14 protein-coding genes are annotated in these 15995 nt (G+C 38.7%); 1 reads left to right on the forward strand and 13 read right to left on the reverse strand.

The window, feature by feature from the left end:
- Window positions 1-17: 17 nt before the first annotated feature.
- The 13 genes from G7B18_RS15455 to G7B18_RS15515 all read right to left on the reverse strand — a co-directional run bounded on the left by G7B18_RS15455 (window position 18) and on the right by G7B18_RS15515 (window position 14638).
- Window positions 18-3362, reverse strand: coding sequence for a SusC/RagA family TonB-linked outer membrane protein (locus tag G7B18_RS15455; protein ID WP_164123382.1), 3345 nt, complete (start codon window positions 3360-3362; stop codon window positions 18-20).
- A gap of 187 nt (window positions 3363-3549) precedes the next feature.
- Window positions 3550-4743, reverse strand: coding sequence for a FecR family protein (locus G7B18_RS15460; protein ID WP_164108492.1), 1194 nt, complete (start codon window positions 4741-4743; stop codon window positions 3550-3552).
- An 86-nt stretch (window positions 4744-4829) separates the two neighbouring features.
- Window positions 4830-5387, reverse strand: a complete 558-nt coding sequence (locus G7B18_RS15465; protein ID WP_164108491.1) for an RNA polymerase sigma factor — start codon at window positions 5385-5387, stop codon at window positions 4830-4832.
- A gap of 102 nt (window positions 5388-5489) precedes the next feature.
- Window positions 5490-6500 (reverse strand): hypothetical protein, encoded by a 1011-nt coding sequence (locus G7B18_RS15470; RefSeq protein ID WP_164108490.1) that lies wholly within the window; start codon window positions 6498-6500, stop codon window positions 5490-5492.
- A gap of 307 nt (window positions 6501-6807) precedes the next feature.
- Window positions 6808-7296 (reverse strand): hypothetical protein, encoded by a 489-nt coding sequence (locus G7B18_RS15475; RefSeq protein WP_164123384.1) that lies wholly within the window; start codon window positions 7294-7296, stop codon window positions 6808-6810.
- A 747-nt stretch (window positions 7297-8043) separates the two neighbouring features.
- Window positions 8044-8493 carry an efflux RND transporter permease subunit gene (locus G7B18_RS15480; protein WP_410528455.1) on the reverse strand — a complete coding sequence of 150 codons (450 nt, stop codon included), beginning with the start codon at window positions 8491-8493 and terminating at the stop codon, window positions 8044-8046.
- Between the two features lie 30 nt (window positions 8494-8523).
- A complete protein-coding gene (locus G7B18_RS15485; protein WP_164108488.1) occupies window positions 8524-8727 on the reverse strand; it encodes a hypothetical protein in 204 nt (67 codons plus the stop codon).
- 466 nt (window positions 8728-9193) lie between these two features.
- Window positions 9194-9550: a hypothetical protein gene (locus G7B18_RS15490; RefSeq protein WP_164108487.1), complete on the reverse strand. Its 357-nt coding sequence runs from the start codon at window positions 9548-9550 to the stop codon at window positions 9194-9196.
- Window positions 9551-9667: 117 nt separating this feature from the next.
- Complete coding sequence (locus G7B18_RS15495; RefSeq protein WP_164108486.1) at window positions 9668-10333, reverse strand: response regulator; 666 nt, start codon at window positions 10331-10333, stop codon at window positions 9668-9670.
- An 11-nt stretch (window positions 10334-10344) separates the two neighbouring features.
- On the reverse strand, window positions 10345-12042 hold the full coding sequence (locus G7B18_RS15500; protein ID WP_164123386.1) for a tetratricopeptide repeat-containing sensor histidine kinase: 1698 nt from the start codon (window positions 12040-12042) through the stop codon (window positions 10345-10347).
- 88 nt (window positions 12043-12130) lie between these two features.
- Window positions 12131-12775: a hypothetical protein gene (locus G7B18_RS15505; protein WP_164123388.1), complete on the reverse strand. Its 645-nt coding sequence runs from the start codon at window positions 12773-12775 to the stop codon at window positions 12131-12133.
- A 129-nt stretch (window positions 12776-12904) separates the two neighbouring features.
- A complete protein-coding gene (gene rocD / locus G7B18_RS15510) occupies window positions 12905-14146 on the reverse strand; it encodes an ornithine--oxo-acid transaminase (RefSeq protein WP_164108483.1) in 1242 nt (413 codons plus the stop codon).
- Window positions 14147-14329: 183 nt separating this feature from the next.
- Window positions 14330-14638, reverse strand: a complete 309-nt coding sequence (locus G7B18_RS15515; RefSeq protein ID WP_164108482.1) for a hypothetical protein — start codon at window positions 14636-14638, stop codon at window positions 14330-14332.
- Between the two features lie 536 nt (window positions 14639-15174).
- On the opposite strand from G7B18_RS15515, the gene mazG reads away from it, so the two are divergent.
- Complete coding sequence (gene mazG / locus G7B18_RS15520) at window positions 15175-15984, forward strand: nucleoside triphosphate pyrophosphohydrolase (RefSeq protein WP_164108481.1); 810 nt, start codon at window positions 15175-15177, stop codon at window positions 15982-15984.
- The last annotated feature ends 11 nt before the right edge of the window (window positions 15985-15995 follow it).

Genomic DNA, 15995 nt, shown 5'->3' on the forward strand with positions numbered 1-15995 from the left:
TTATAAACTTTTTTGATTTAATACCTTATTTGAATACTGCCCACGATAGTTCTGGGCTTCGGATAAGCTCCAATATCAACCCTTCTTAAAGTCGATGTATTGCTCGAGGATGAGACGTCCGGATCGAATCCATTGTATTTTTTCCAAACAAATAGATTCTCTCCTGCAAGCCCAAACTGTACATCTCTTAATTTGTTGTTGGTCAGTTTACCCAAATCCCATGTATACCCTATCGATACACTTTTAAGTCTCAAAAAACTAGCATCATAAACCATACGGCTTGAAGCTATATTATCGACCGAACCAGCCCGAGGTAAGTCAGAATTTGGGTTACGAACAGGGTGCCAGCTATCTAACATATAGGTATACTGGTTGGCAAAATTGCTTCCATTTCCCATCCATTGCTCGGAGATATTATAGATCTTGCCTCCCAACGAGTAATTTAGAAAGACTCCAAGCGTCCACTTATCGTACCTAAAGTTGTTTTGTAAACCTCCATGAACCAATGGATCGGCATTGCCGAGATAGATCAGGTCATTTTCGTTAAATACACCATCGTGATTAGAATCGATATAACGAGCTGAACCTAAGCGGTACTGCTGAGCTGAAGCCGAGACATAAGATTTTGTTATTTTATTTCTATCGATTTCTTCCTGCGACTTCCATGTACCTGCGTACTGGAATCCCCACAAGGCGTTCAATGGATAATCTTTCACATAACCATACATCATATAACTGTTATTACCGGATGCAGAATATGCACTTACATAACCATAGTGACCGATATCATCTACCTTCTGCTTATTATGCGAGATAGAAAATGTACTCGACCATGAGAACTTATCTTTTTGCATATTTCGTGTCTCTATACTAAACTCGAGTCCTCTATTAGAGGTTCTTCCGATATTTGCAAACCGAGTAGCGTATCCGGTGTGTCTCGGTGTCTGAACATCAAGCAATAGGTCTTTTGTATAAGACAGATACGCCTCGAACGTCATATTCACTCTATTGTTGAATAGCACAATATCTGTAGCCACGTTGTACATATCGGTTTTTTCCCAAGACAACTCTTCCGATGCTAGACGGGATGGGTAAAACGCAACAGGCTGGGAACCATTAAAAAGGTAACCACTAGTTGACGAGGAAAGGGCCGCCAAAGACCGATAAGAAGAGATACCATCATTCCCTGTACGTCCAGCACTCGCTCGTATTGAAAAGTCTTTGATCCATTCTGAATCTTTTAAAAAATCCTCATTGCTTACTGTCCATTTTAATGCTGCTGAAGGAAAGAACGCCCATTTTTCATTCTTTGCGAAGTTGGAAGCTCCATCTCTACGTCCTGTTACCGTGAGGTAGTATTTGCTCTTATAATTGTAGTTAGCCCGTGCTAAATAGGACATTGAAGTCTTACTTGTGTTCCCCGACCCACCGACATAATTTTCCTTATCTGGAATCGCATTCATATTGTTCCAAAGAATGGCATCGGATTGATATCCCTCTCCACGTAGCGTGAGGTTATCATCCGTAATCTTCTGACCCACAAAACCGGCTGTAAAATCAAAATGGTGAATATCATCCCATTTTTTCAGGTAGTTCAAAGTCGTCTGACTCATCAGATTGCTCTGTGTATACTCGCCTCTATACGCCATACCTCCCTCATTATCTGCCTTAGCCGGTAAGCTTCCTGGTTCATATTGAAAGCTGTGACGTCCATAGGAATAATAAGTCAACTGCGAATTCAATTTTAAGTTCTTTACAGGTTCTATTTCAATATATCCTGTATTGGTAATGCCATCATGCTTGATATTATTTATCACATCTGAATCAAGGATAGATCGGGGTGAATTGAACTTTTGTCCAGAATACCACAGATCATTAAAATTATCATAAACCTTGATCATCGGATTCAAATAAATTGCACCACTCCACCAATTCGTCCCCCCTATAGTTACCAGATTTTTATTTTCATCTCGCTTCGTATAACTATACTTCAATCCCACTTTCATCCATGGAAAAAGCTGATAATCGAGATTCAATCGTCCTGTAAAACGCCCCAAGCCACTCTCTTGGATAATACCTTGTGTATTATCATAAGCAATAGAAGCGTAGTAACTACTTTTATCCCTTCCACCAGATAGAGAAAGATTGTGGGTGTGATAGGGAGCAATACGTGTTATTTCGTCCACCCAATCCGTACCTTTCCCTAGTGAATAAGGGTCAGGATAAGGATAGGCCGACATAGGAGAATTGATCGTAATATCGCCGTAAGGATCAGCCGATGTAAACAAAGCATAGTCATTACGATACTGCGCATATTGCGAGGCATTCATAATATCTAACTTTCTGGGCAGCTGAGACAAGCCGACAGTACTTCGCAAGGTGATATTGTCCTTTCCAGACTTCCCTTGTTTTGTCGTGACAATAATAACGCCATTACTACCACGCGTACCATATATTGCCGTAGCAGACGCATCCTTTAACACAGATATGGATTCAATATCGGAGGTATTAATATCCGTCAGGCTGCTCACCGCATCCATTACACCATCGACAACAATAAGAGGCTCATTACTAGCTGTTATAGACCGGGTACCGCGTATACGGATTGATGTCGTTGCACCTGGTTCCCCTGTAGTTGCCGTAAATTCGGCCCCAGGTACACGCCCCTGTAACGCCAGATCGACAGAAAGTACAGGTGCATCTTTAACATCTTCCATTTTAATATTTACAACTGAGCCTGTTAAATCCTTTTTCTTAACTTGTCCATAACCAATGACGACAGCTTCTTCCATATCCGTGACTTTTTCCGTCAATACCACTTGAAGTGCCGCGATACTACTTACGTTGACCTCTTTTTTATCAAAGCCCAAAAGAGAAAACTCCAATACCGTGGGAAGGGTCACTTCTAGACTAAATGCTCCTGATTCATCAGTACGGGTTATTTTACCGGTAGATTTATCGCGTACAGTGACATTGGCCAATACCGCTCCTATACCCATTTTGGTGACACCTTTTAGAATCTGTCGTTGAATAATTGCCCCACTCGCGTTTACAATCTCTTTTTCATCCTGCTTTGGCAATAGCACTATACTCCGTTCTTTGCGCTTAAAATCCAACTCATAAGGTCCCAGTAATTGCCGTAGTAATTCTAGCGCTTCCATATCCACCAATTCAACATTGGCAATCGTACGATTAGGTAGGATTCCCTGCGCATAGAATACAGTGTACCCGCTACGTTTTTCAAAATCTTTCAATAGAGTGGCCAAGCGAACATTCTTCCCTTTTAGCGTAATTTTTTGCCCAAAGGTACTCGCACTAAGGTGCATGGAGGCTACTAAAATCAGAATCCATGTCAATTTCATATACAATGGAATTTTCAATTTAGGTAAGTTAAAGGCATAGCATGCCCCTAACCTTTTTTTTTCATACATTTGTTAATAGGTTGAGAGTAATAATACATTCAGTTTCAATCCAAAAATGCCTTTTGGCATATCTTGCAGGGACGGCTCCAACGTTCCTGCTTTTTTATATGCTAAGGCTTGCGTAGCATTATTTCATGACAGTTATCCTCCTTCCATGCACTTTAAATGTTACTAGGTCGGTCCACTCTATTAATTGTAACAATTGTTCAAATTTTTCAAATCTTGATATACTCCCCGAGTATCGAACTTGAGACATATCGCCTTCAAAATCCACCTCTACGTCATACCATCTCGCGATCTCATCCATCACTTCATAGATAGATACGTTGTCGAAAGCAAACTTTCCCGAACGCCAAGCAATGCTGTAATTAGGATCTACCACCTGCACGGTATTTGCACCCGTAGCTACCGAATGAAGAGCCTGTTGGGAAGGAGTAAGAATCTTCGCTTTGGCAATACCCGTATAATGCATAGCTATACGGCCTTCTATCAGTGTAGTTTTATAGGTAGAGCCGTATGTATTGACATTAAACTGGGTACCTAAAACCTCTATTTTCTGCGTGCCACTCGATACATAGAAAGGCACAGCAGTATGCTCACTTTTTTGCTTAGCCACTTCAAAGTAGGCCTCTCCTTCTAGCTCCACGGTCCTACTGTCTTTTGCAAATTTCAGCGGATACTTAAGTTTGGTGGCGGCATTTAACCAAACTTTAGAGCCATCTGGAAGCGTCAGGCTATATTCTCCACCTCTAGGAGTTACAATCGTATTATACAGTTCTTTCTGAGTGGCACCGTTGTCATCATAGGCATAGCTTACGCTTCCATCCGCACGCTTGAAGATATGTAATCCTTTATCCGCCAAAACGGTATCGGTGGTAATTTGGTCTAACTCTATAAAGCTACCGTCTTCAAATTGAATCCGCGCTTTGTTACTCCCTGGTAGAATTGTATCAGTAGGCTGTATAGATAGACGGTTTTCCATTTCGGTATCGTTTGTATACCACCAAAGCGCCCCTACCACGCCAAACAGGAGAAATGCTGCTGCCACAGCTATCTTATACCAGCTATTTCTAAAAAAGGATTTATGCGGGTAAAGTATCGGCTTAATACGTTGGTCATCTGTTATATTTTGAAAAACACGAGATTGAATAAAGTCATCCTCTACATAATGTGGCGGTTCAAATTTATCATCCCATGTTTCAGACAACATACAACGTCCTTCTTCTGTATCCAGGAAGTGACGTAATCGGGAGAGATTCTCCATATCGAGCGTTCCAGCACGATACTGCTTTAATAACGCATATAATTCTTTCTTATCCAATCGTTGTCAATTTATACTTATAAACGAAAGTCAAAAAGAAATGTACTAGTCCTAAATGTGTTTTTTTTAAAGAAAACTTATAATACCTAAAATAAGAAAAAATAGATTTTCTGTAGCTTGAGGCGTACTAGCTTTGTTGCAACCTGCAAATGGTTTTTGACTGTATGCCGTGAGATCCCCATACTTTCAGCGATATCTTGCTGGGGCTCGTCTTCCAACTTAAACCGGCGGTATATTTCCTGTTGCTGGGGTGGCAACGTCGCAATAATTTGTTGGAGAATACAATTTAGTTCCACAAAATTAATTTTCTGCTCTAAATGCAGAGAAATCGAAGACCATTCAAAAGATGCTTCCTGAACAGTCTTCGCTCCGCTTATTTTTTTTCTAAAAAAGGATATACACAGTCTCTTGGTAATAATGTATAAATAAGGATAAAGGTCGTTCGAAGTCCGAACTTTATCACGGTGCAGAAACAAAAGGGTAAATGCTTCCTGAGCAATATCTTCAGCATCCTCCTTTTCCGTCCCTTTGCTTAAGGCATAACGGAAGATAATCGGAAAATAGAAGTCAAAAGCTTTTTGAAAGGCCTTAGCATCTCCTAATATAAACTGCTCAAATTCAACACCTTCTAAAATACCGTTCATTACTTACATTATAATGTACCATCCGATGCCCTAATGGCTGCACAAACTAAATGATTTTGTATATCCTTCAAGTTATTTAATGATTAACAAATTGTTTCGTTATTACTTCTTGATCGTTTTATATTGGTCAGTAGTATATAAGTTGATGTTATCAATAAAAACTCTATTGGCAGCATCCTCTTGATGATCTCCTGTCTGAAACTGTAACTGTATTGTCGATGCTGCTGGCATAAGGCTCGGTTTTTTTACTACGAATGAAAACCGTCCGATTTCCCACATATTGCTCAATAGAAGTGCAGATTCGTAATCGTAATGGGCCAAAGTGACCATCTTGCTGGTTTTACCATCTTCAAACTCGGCTCCATTCAACTTTACCGTAAGCTTAGTTCTGTCCTTAACACCTTCTTTAGAAACGTATCCAACAGCGTCAAAGGTCAGTAATAACAGGCTGTCTTTCTCTAAGCCCGGAAATATCGGTGAATATAAACTACTACCTTGGTCGGCCGTACCCAACAGCAGATAACCGTTCATCCCTAAAGTAGATGTTGTATTTGAACTCGTCCAACCGACCTGCTTCTGTGCTGTACTCCATAGTGCCATAGGAACAGCTTTACTCAAATCTAGCGGTGAGCCTGAACCAAATTTCAACCAGGCAAAGCTTTCCTCAATACGCGTATTATACCCTTGGTTCAACCGAATAAATACCCCAGAATAAGCATCTCTGTTATTTATATTGAGTACACCGACACGTCTTTTATAGCTTTTTTCCATAGGCAACACGCCCAAGATAACACGAGATTTGTTTGTACCTGCGATAGCTTCCACCTTTTCCACCTTTAACCAGTTATTGGTCTCATTGGTTTCAAAAGAAAGTTGCAAAGCGCTGTTGCTCGCTACATATAAAGTGTCAAATCCTCCTTCGGCCTTCCAAATCAACTGTCCGGCTTTCTCTTCGAAGGTCTCTGTTTCGGACACCATTATTCCATCTATCAGCATTCCCTTTCCATCTTCCTTATTGCAGGACGAAAATGCGCATGTCATACCGATAAGAAAACACAATGGCGCAAAGCCTATATGTTTTACTTCAGGTTTTTTTAAAGTAATTAATTTCATATTTTTCGCTAATTTTCTGTCGAGTGGACCGCCCCAGTAGTCAGAAATTAGTAAAAACACAAAATTATCCTTTTTAATTGGATCACATGTTAAGTTAATATGAAGTTTTAAACTCCCTATAACTATCGTATTAAAACGTTGCTAAAAAAAGGTTTTGTCTAATTGCTTAATGTTCATCATGAACTAAATTAACATTAAATATCAAATCAAGCAAATTTTATACGCCCAAATCTGATATTGCTCCTGTTTATTAACTTTGTCGATTGTTCGAGATAATCGAAGTTAAGCAAAAAAAGGTTGATTATGCCTAGGGGCATACACTAATATTAAATCGAAGCTGAGCACACAATTCCAAGACCTGTTGCCTCATTCTTTGCCGCTTCTCCATACCGGATAGCACCAATTCCAAAAAACTATCGCATTCATACACCACATTTCGCAGCTGTTCATAATTGGATTTCCCTTCCAAAATATCTTCAAGACTAAACTTCTCATTCCCCTTGAATACCAATCCAGCAAAATGAGAAGAACTTGGAAATAACTTGCGTAATGTCATGTACAGGCCCAATAATAAATCCGAAGAATTGTCTAAGACTTGGTAACAACCATGTTCTTGTTGACTCAAATAAATCGATCGCTCTAGGTCACCGAAGCTTTCAGATTGTTGAGTCAACAGGTTGCATATTCCTTTCATCTTTATGATGGAATTGGTAATAGATCCTTCTCTCAAAAGGAATGTAATGTTTGAATCAAAGAATATGCTCATGGCCATCTGCTGTGTTTGTGTGTAAATCATGTCCAAATCATGCATCTACATGCTATACCATATTTTACGATTACAAAGGTAAGAACTCCCAAAGACTGCGTTTACGGGAACCCGTAAAGCAGACGCTTTTCTTTAAAATTTATTATTTCCACCCTCCTCCTACCGCTTTGTACACTTTGATGGGGCCAAAAACTGTGATTTTTTCAATTCAAACAAATTCAATTTAGATTCCAAAATGTCGCGCTGAGTAGTCAACACTTTAAGATATTCCGCTCTATTTCTAATAAAGAGCTCTTTGGAGACCACAATGGCATCGTTCAATATCTCCGCACCTGCTTTTCTTATTTTTCAACCTCCACCTGTAAGTTGGATATACCCGACATTTGATTGGCTACCTCTAAATAAGCATTAAGTACTACCTGCTCGTAATTGATACAAGGCTTGCAACTGACGAGCACGGGCCGTACCCCCAAGCAAATATTAATGGAATCAATCCTGCAATAAAAGCGAAGGATGTCATCAAAATAGGTTTCGATACTGAAAAGTAAAACAATCAAAAAGGTCAAGTACCCTTATTGACAATCTTTGCTAGAACAGATTGATAGAGCCGCAGCTGTTCCTCAAAAAAAATGATTGAATGCCAGGATAAAACGATCCAAGGGGGACATTTTTCGCTCTTTGCTGTGATTATTTATCAAAAGAAAGCACAGAGCACGGGGGTAATGTCAATGCTACAATACCGGATAGGATAATGGAAGTCGCCGCTGTTATCGAAAACTAGCGGTAAAATACGCCTACAGAGCACGACATAAACGCGACGAGAATAAATACCGAAACCATGAAGAAGGTAATGGCGATAATTGCTCCCGCAATTTCGCGAATCGCCTTTTTGGTGGTTTTGAGCAGAGATAAGTGTTCGGCCTCCATCTTCGCATGCACAGCTTCAACAACGACGATAGCATCATCAACAACAAAACCTATTGCCAGCACCAAAGCAAACAAAGTAATTAAGTTGATGGTGATGCCGAATACTTGCATCAGCACAAATGTACCGATCAATGATACAGGTACTGCTAGGGTTAGCGGAACTTTCATTTGTATTTTTCCGGTTTGTCCATTTTTCAGTATTCCTTCCGGATTAGGAAAGCGCGCACCAAAAGCAAAGCTTCCCCTTTCGTTATCAAATTCACTCTCGATCAACTCAATATTTCCTCTATAAGGGAACATTATTGGCTTGACTATTATCGGAAAGATTGGTTAACACAACAGCCCTTCGTCAATTAGGCTTCCTAGACGCAATTGAATACGATCTATTGTACCACTAAAAGGTGTATGAATCTCCGTAAATGAAGGATGTGCCCTTGCAATTGACAGTTCTGCCTTCGCCATTTTAACCTCATTATTGGCTAAGATATTCTTCGCCAATAGGGCTTCTGCATTTTGAAATTCGATCGCGGCCATATCAGCCTATGCTTTAGCCTTTTCAAACTCCGCTTAATACAAGGTTGGCACAATCTTAAAAAGTAATTGCCCTTGACTTACAAATTGTCCCTCATCCATATAAATTTGCTACAGAGCCCCCTTCTCTTGTGCTCATATCTCAATATTCTTTAGTGAACAGATCTGATATACATATTCTCGCACAAGAACCCCATAAGATCGCGCCTATTACAATAAACGCATTGATTTTCATCGTAATTTAATTTTTATTTTTTTTAAAAATAATCCGTCTTATTTTCGTCAAGTTCCACCTCGCACCCCACCCTCACGATATAGACTATTTGATTACCAGAAAAATACCTGTATATAAATCAGCCATAGCCCAACACATACCAGAGAATAGGGGGTGAACTTTTGAAAAATATCTTTAGGGGATAAAAAAACCGAAAGATACCAAGAGCGGCATTCTTCTCAGCGAAGGGGGATTCTAAATTAGTAATACAGGCTGTATTAGGTATCGATCTTGAGCTTGGACAGCCAAATGGTAAAACAATGGTAACATTCTTTTGAAGAAAAAGAAAAATTGAATCAACAGTCCGCCGTAAACAAGCAAGAAGAAAACGTGCAGTGAAGACAAATATTTCTTTACTACAGAAAATAAACCAACTTCACTTGTACCTTCAATAATAGATTGCTGCGTAAAGGGAGATTCTGTCTGTTGCTCGGCCTGTAACCTTTTAAAAGGTTTAAAGTGCGATGTCGTAACATGTACCGTTGGAGATGACTGAGCTATTGGACTGGAAAGTAGTAATAAAAGTGGACAGCAAACTATCCAAATTATCATAAGGCATCGAATTTACAGCTAGAAGGCAAATTCTAAATGCATTTAACATTTTTTTAACCAATTGAATTTCTATGGCATGAACAAGACTTTTAAGATCAATTCTTGCCCCCAGAAATGTTATATTACCCCGATGTCTTTACAGTAGGCAACGAGTTGTTCATTCTTAGAGAACCCGAGTAAATCCTTCATCATACCGAGTCGCTTCTCTACACTGCTTAAACCTGATGGCTTGATCCCCTTTTCCTGTAAATATTGGGGAATATTCTTCTGCAGTATTCCCTGAGACAAAAGAGAAACAACCTCGATATCAAGCACACTAAATTCATGCGTCTTTCGATCACGCATAACTTGCTTCACATCAGGAGATTGATATTTTCGATTATTAAAAATGCTTTGTAAAGCATCTCGCAAATGCTGTGCATCCCTTCTTGCTTTACGCACATAGGCATCAATATCGTAATTTTTAAAGAGTTCATCAATTACACTACTTCGATTTTCAGCAGAAAAAACCAAAACTTTAATCTGAGGTTGTACCAGCTTTACGGCTTTAATAAGATCGACCCCATTTGAAAGATGCTGGGCATTATAATCGTCTTCAAATGATAAATCGGTAATTAACAAATCATACGGTTCTCCATCACGGATCGCATTACGAATCCAAGTCAATGCATCATCACAATAATACACATATTTAGCTTCGGCAATTCCCAGTTCCTGTAGTGTCTTCTGTACCGAAATATTAGCTATTTCATGATCCTCGGCAATAAGTACCTTTTTAAACATACAATAGATATTTAAAGGACAGGAATCGAAATATGAACTTTCATTCCTCCCCCTTTCTCATTAACAAATGTGATTTTTCCGTCTATACTTTTCACACGATTGACGATACTATTTAATCCATTCCCCCACACAATATTTGAAGACAGACCAATGCCATTATCCGTATAATAGATATGAAGAAGATCTGTCGTTTGTTCAAAACGAACAACAACCCGGTCAGCTTCGCTGTGTTTGCGCATATTTACCATAAGCTCTTGAAGCACCTGATCAATCTCATTTTTAACATTAACCGACACAGCAGCCCATAGTTCCAAATCAATTCCAGCTAAAACGACCCTACGATTTTCGGTAGCAAAAGAACGCAACATATTCCCCAATGATTCACGATACAACTGCACGTCTGAACCGTCCGAAAGATAACCTTCGTAAGAGATGTCTCTCGACTTTTCATACATTCCTTCCAACCGATCCAATATACTTTCCCGATCTATATCATCGCGGTTTTCAATCTCAGCCATAACGCGATACAATCCGTTGGCAACCACATCATGAACCTTTCTAGAGGTCTTCAATTGATGTTCTTTAACACGATTATTATTTTCCAATAAAAGTCTTTGTTTGCGTCTATTGTACCATATATAACCAAATCCCCCCAAGATAGCAAATATTACGCCTCCCCCTATAGTCAATAGTCTTTGCATATTTATACGGTACAGTTTGTCATTAATATCCTTTTCAAGTTTAAGATTTGCGGACTTATCCTGCTCCACTTCGTAACGGATTAATGCAAACTGATTTTTTGACTTTGACCGTACCCTTTGCAAACTATCTCCTAGCTTTTTGTACCGATCAAAAAGTGACTTCGCATCGTCATCGGAACTAACAGCTATCAACTGATACAACGCTTTTAGCCGCTCATCAGGATTTTTGAGTCTGGTAGCTATGTCGCATCGCATTTTTGCATAGTGAAGCGCTGAATCTGGACTTTTATCTTCATAATACAAAGTAAGATGATTAAAACTAGAATTTATCCCCCACTGATCGTTCCTAGCCAAACGAATCCGTAATGCCCTATGAAGATCCGCTAAAGGATCGTACTTTTTATCCAACTTTCCACGTTCGACAGCATAGTTTGTTAATGATCGTGCATATTCATTATTATTCTTGTTTTTATTCTTCAATATTTGCTCATATATCTTCAACGCTTCGCGCCCTCTGCCCACATCTGACAATGTCTTTGCCTTATTATTAAAAAACACTTTGGTATCCAATGAATCGGTAGAATATTGAATAGCTTTATCATAAAAATTGAGTGCACTTTCTACGTCACCTAAAGCACTTGTTGCTCTAGCTAGGTTATTATAATTGGAACTTAAATAAGTTGCGTGGCTGAAGTCTGTACTATCCAGGTAGACATTTGCTTCTAAAGAAGATTCTTGCGAAGCATAATGATCTCCGACATCTCGAAGGATAAAAGCCATCTGAATTATAGATTTGGCTATATTGAAGCTGTCTTTTGCAGCTACCGATATACTTTTGATTTTTTCAAACGCTACAAAAGCACTGTCGGATCGTCCTCTTTCTAGATAGTCAAAAGCATCCCGATAATGCTTAGAAAGATCCAATGAAACCACAGGCTCCTGTTTAATCTCCCTATCCGAACAAGAACAAAGAATAAAAATAACCCAAAGTAGATACTTTTTTTTCAAGACCTCAAATTTTGTTTGAATCTACAAAAAAGAAGAGATCGGACAATATACGTGGTTCTTTATTTTACATAAAAAAAGTATTTGCCCACTACCTGTAAAAGTAATCATCAAGTAGATCATTAAATACCGACTCTTCACTTTTATATCTTCGAAGAATCCTTTCCCAGGAATTCTTCCCAAACTGAATCTCATTTCCAAAACTATCTTTGTAAATCCATCGATCAAAGATATCTTTTGATAAAGAAGCTTTCTCGCTTCCATCCGTGTATTCTAGACCACCGCTTAGATTCCGCGTAAATGAAGTTCTCGTATTCCCATACTCCTCCACAACATTTTCGTTACCAAAAATATCAGTTCCGCGCTCCAATTTATATCCCTTATTGTCTTCGATTTTTAGATTATCAAATATATCAATACTGAATTTTGCAGAATACGATGACTGACGCCTGTTCTCCCGTATCAAGCGAGCAAGCAGATCAGATTGTCGTTTCTTATCAGATAAAATGCCAGGGAACTCCCTTTCTAAGTATTTTTTTTCAAAATGGAGCTTGTTATTTTTGCTATCTGTAAACACCAGATCATCAAAAATATTACGTACAAGCTTGGCATTGTAGGATCTATCATTGGAAATAGACTCCAAATTACCAAAGATGTCCTCGCGGATTTGACGATGTTGAGCATCTACTGTATAGAATACAAAGAAAACAAAAAGCAAAGTAGGAAAAGCCTTCATAAGCTATTAAATTTAATCCTTTGACCGAATTGAGACCTATTGGTTTATTGTGTATCGCGTAAATAGTTATTATGCAAACAAAAAAGGTGATCCAAGATGACCACCTTTTAAAAGAATACCGATTTGCTATTAAATTGACTGCAAAACAGCTAGGCTTGTCGCAATGATACGAATCGCTTTTTGTAGTTCCTCCTCTGATATTACCAAAGGTGGGGCAAATCGAATTTTGTCACCATGAGTCGGCTTAGCTAACAAGCCGTTCTTTAACAACTCTACACAAAAATACTGCGCTGCATCAGGGTTACTATGTTCAATCACAATAGCATTTAATAATCCCTTTCCACGAACTTCTTTAACGTATTCATTGTTTAAGCTTCTTAACTCATTTCTAAATATCTTGCCCAACTTTTCGGAGCGTTCGGCAAGATTCTCTTCCTTAAGCACCTCCAACGCAGCAATAGCAACAGCACAAGCTAGAGGATTACCTCCATAAGTAGATCCGTGCTCACCTGCTTTAATACAAAGCATCACCTCATCATCAGCAAGTACCGCGGAGATAGGCAATACGCCTCCACTCAACGCCTTTCCTAAAATTAAGACATCAGGTCTCACACCTTCATGATCGCAGGCCAACATCTTTCCGGTACGGGACAGGCCCGTCTGTATCTCATCTGCTATAAACAACACATTATTAGCTTTACATGCCTTGTAGCAAGATGCCAAGTATCCTGAGTCTGGCACATATACACCAGCTTCGCCTTGTATAGGTTCTACTAAAAACGCTACCACATTAGGGTCTTGAACCGCCTTTTCTAATGCCTCAATATCATTGTAAGGAATCGTTACATATCCGCTTACAAATGGCCCGAAACCACCTTTTGCCGTTTCATCAGTACTGAAAGAAATGACATTTATCGTACGACCGTGAAAGTTTCCTTCCACTGTGATTATTTTAGCCTGCCCCTGATCAACACCTTTCACCTCATAACCCCATTTACGCGCTAGTTTTAACGCCGTCTCTACGGCTTCAACCCCTGTGTTCATGGGCAGTACTTTATCATAACCAAAATACCCTGTTATGTACTGGGTATACCCAGCCATCTTGTCACTATGAAATGCACGCGATGTAAGTGTCAATTCCTGAGCTTGATCTGTTAACGCTTTAATAATATGAGGATGACAATGACCTTGATTTACGGCAGAATAACCAGACAAAAAATCAAAATATGCTTTGCCTTCTACATCCCAAACTTTAGCACCGGCCCCCTTTGCTAATACAACAGGTAGCGGATGATAGTTATGCGCACCACATTTTTCTTCTATATCGATATAAGACGAAGACTTTTCTGGAATCTGATAATTGTAATACATAAGTTTATTCTTGTTTTAATTTGTGATTCTGCTCCAATAGGGACGAAATACAATTTAGAAATTTTATATTTTCTCAAAGCTAGAAAAATAATAACATACCCCGAAGACAATTTCCAAAATCAATAAAACCAAGATAAAATATAGAACCTTACAAAATTTTATTCGACTATATGTGGCAAAGATTTACTTCCCCCTATTTTTTGAACGCAGCTCCAAGTTCAAAATTATCTCTCTCTTCTTACTTTCTACCAGTGACAAATCACCCACTACAAAGACACCTTTATTATTATTAACGATATTTCTGATTCCATACACAGTAGATTCGTCACTAGGATCAGTAGCACCTTCATAGCGATAGAGATAATCAATTGTATACTCTTCGGCTGCTTTGAACAACTCTTCAAAAAGCACATTATAGTCAATAGTATATCCAAGATCTGTCAACTTCTCCAGTGCCACACTTGCAGACTCATAGTTAAAGATTGTTTCCATCAAAACCTCCTAATTTTTAAAATGATATTGTTTCTATTTAAAAAACAACTAATTCTGGAATCTGTTTAGTTTTTTTTGAAATGAAGGACAATACATATTAACTCCAAATTAACCTTCTAAAAAATCCACACCAACACAAAACATACTTACCTTAAAAAAGATATTGGAGTAGAATGCTTTAAAATGGCCCTATTGAGAGGCGTGTTTTTCAGGTGCTAAGAAGCACCTAATTCTACAAAACTTAACGAAGTCTTTTTTTTAAATGTACAGGTAGAGTTTACAAAAAGTCACCGAAAATTAGTAAAACATCAAAATATATTCGACCTAATATCCTCTAACAAGAAAAATCAAAAGCACTGATAAATATTTTTTCCACCATTGATTTTGCTTTGGCCAATAACAACGGTATATTTCTTCCTTCAATCACAATAAACTTTTATGAGTCCCTAACTGCGGCTCATAAAAGTTCTTGATGTCCTTAAAGAACAAACGCTTTCAGAAAAAATAGTACCTTTGAGCAACAAAATTTTGACAGTATGGCATATCTTATCCCTCCTTTAGCTAAAAATCCAGCTGATGCATTTTCTAGACTATTGACTGTAATGAATACCTTACGTGTAGACTGTCCTTGGGATAGAAAACAGACGATGGAAAGTCTGCGGCACCTCACGATCGAAGAGATGTATGAGCTTGCTGATGCCATATTGGATCAAGACCTTAATGAAGTTAAAAAGGAACTTGGAGACCTTATGATGCATCTGGTATTTTACGCTAAAATTGCAGAAGAACAACAGATTTTCGACATCACGGATGTACTAAATAATGTCTGTGACAAATTGATACATAGACACCCACATATTTATGGAGATACCAAGGTGTCAAATGATGAAGATGTAAAGAATAATTGGGAGCAGATCAAATTGAATGAAGGAAATCGCTCTGTATTATCTGGCGTACCGAAAACTCTCCCTGCTTTAGTAAAAGCCTATCGCATACAAGACAAGGTGCGTGGTGTAGGTTTCGATTGGGAAGATAAAGCGGAGGTATGGAATAAGGTGGAAGAGGAACTACAAGAATTTAAGCAAGAGTTTGATCTGCAGGTTAAAGAAAGTATTGATCAAGAAAAAGCAGAGGAAGAATTTGGTGATCTTCTATTTTCTTTGATTAACTATGCGCGACATATGGGAATAAATCCAGAAAATGCATTGGAGAAAACCAACAAAAAATTTATTCGCCGGTTTACCCATCTTGAAAATCGAGCAAATGAAAATGGTCTTCGACTTAGCGACATGCGCCTTGATGAAATGGATATCTATTGGAATGAAGCAAAGTCTTTGGGGCTGTAGCCTCCAAAATA

It is taken from the genome of Sphingobacterium sp. xlx-130 (assembly GCF_011007405.1).
Taxonomy (GTDB): domain Bacteria; phylum Bacteroidota; class Bacteroidia; order Sphingobacteriales; family Sphingobacteriaceae; genus Sphingobacterium; species Sphingobacterium luzhongxinii.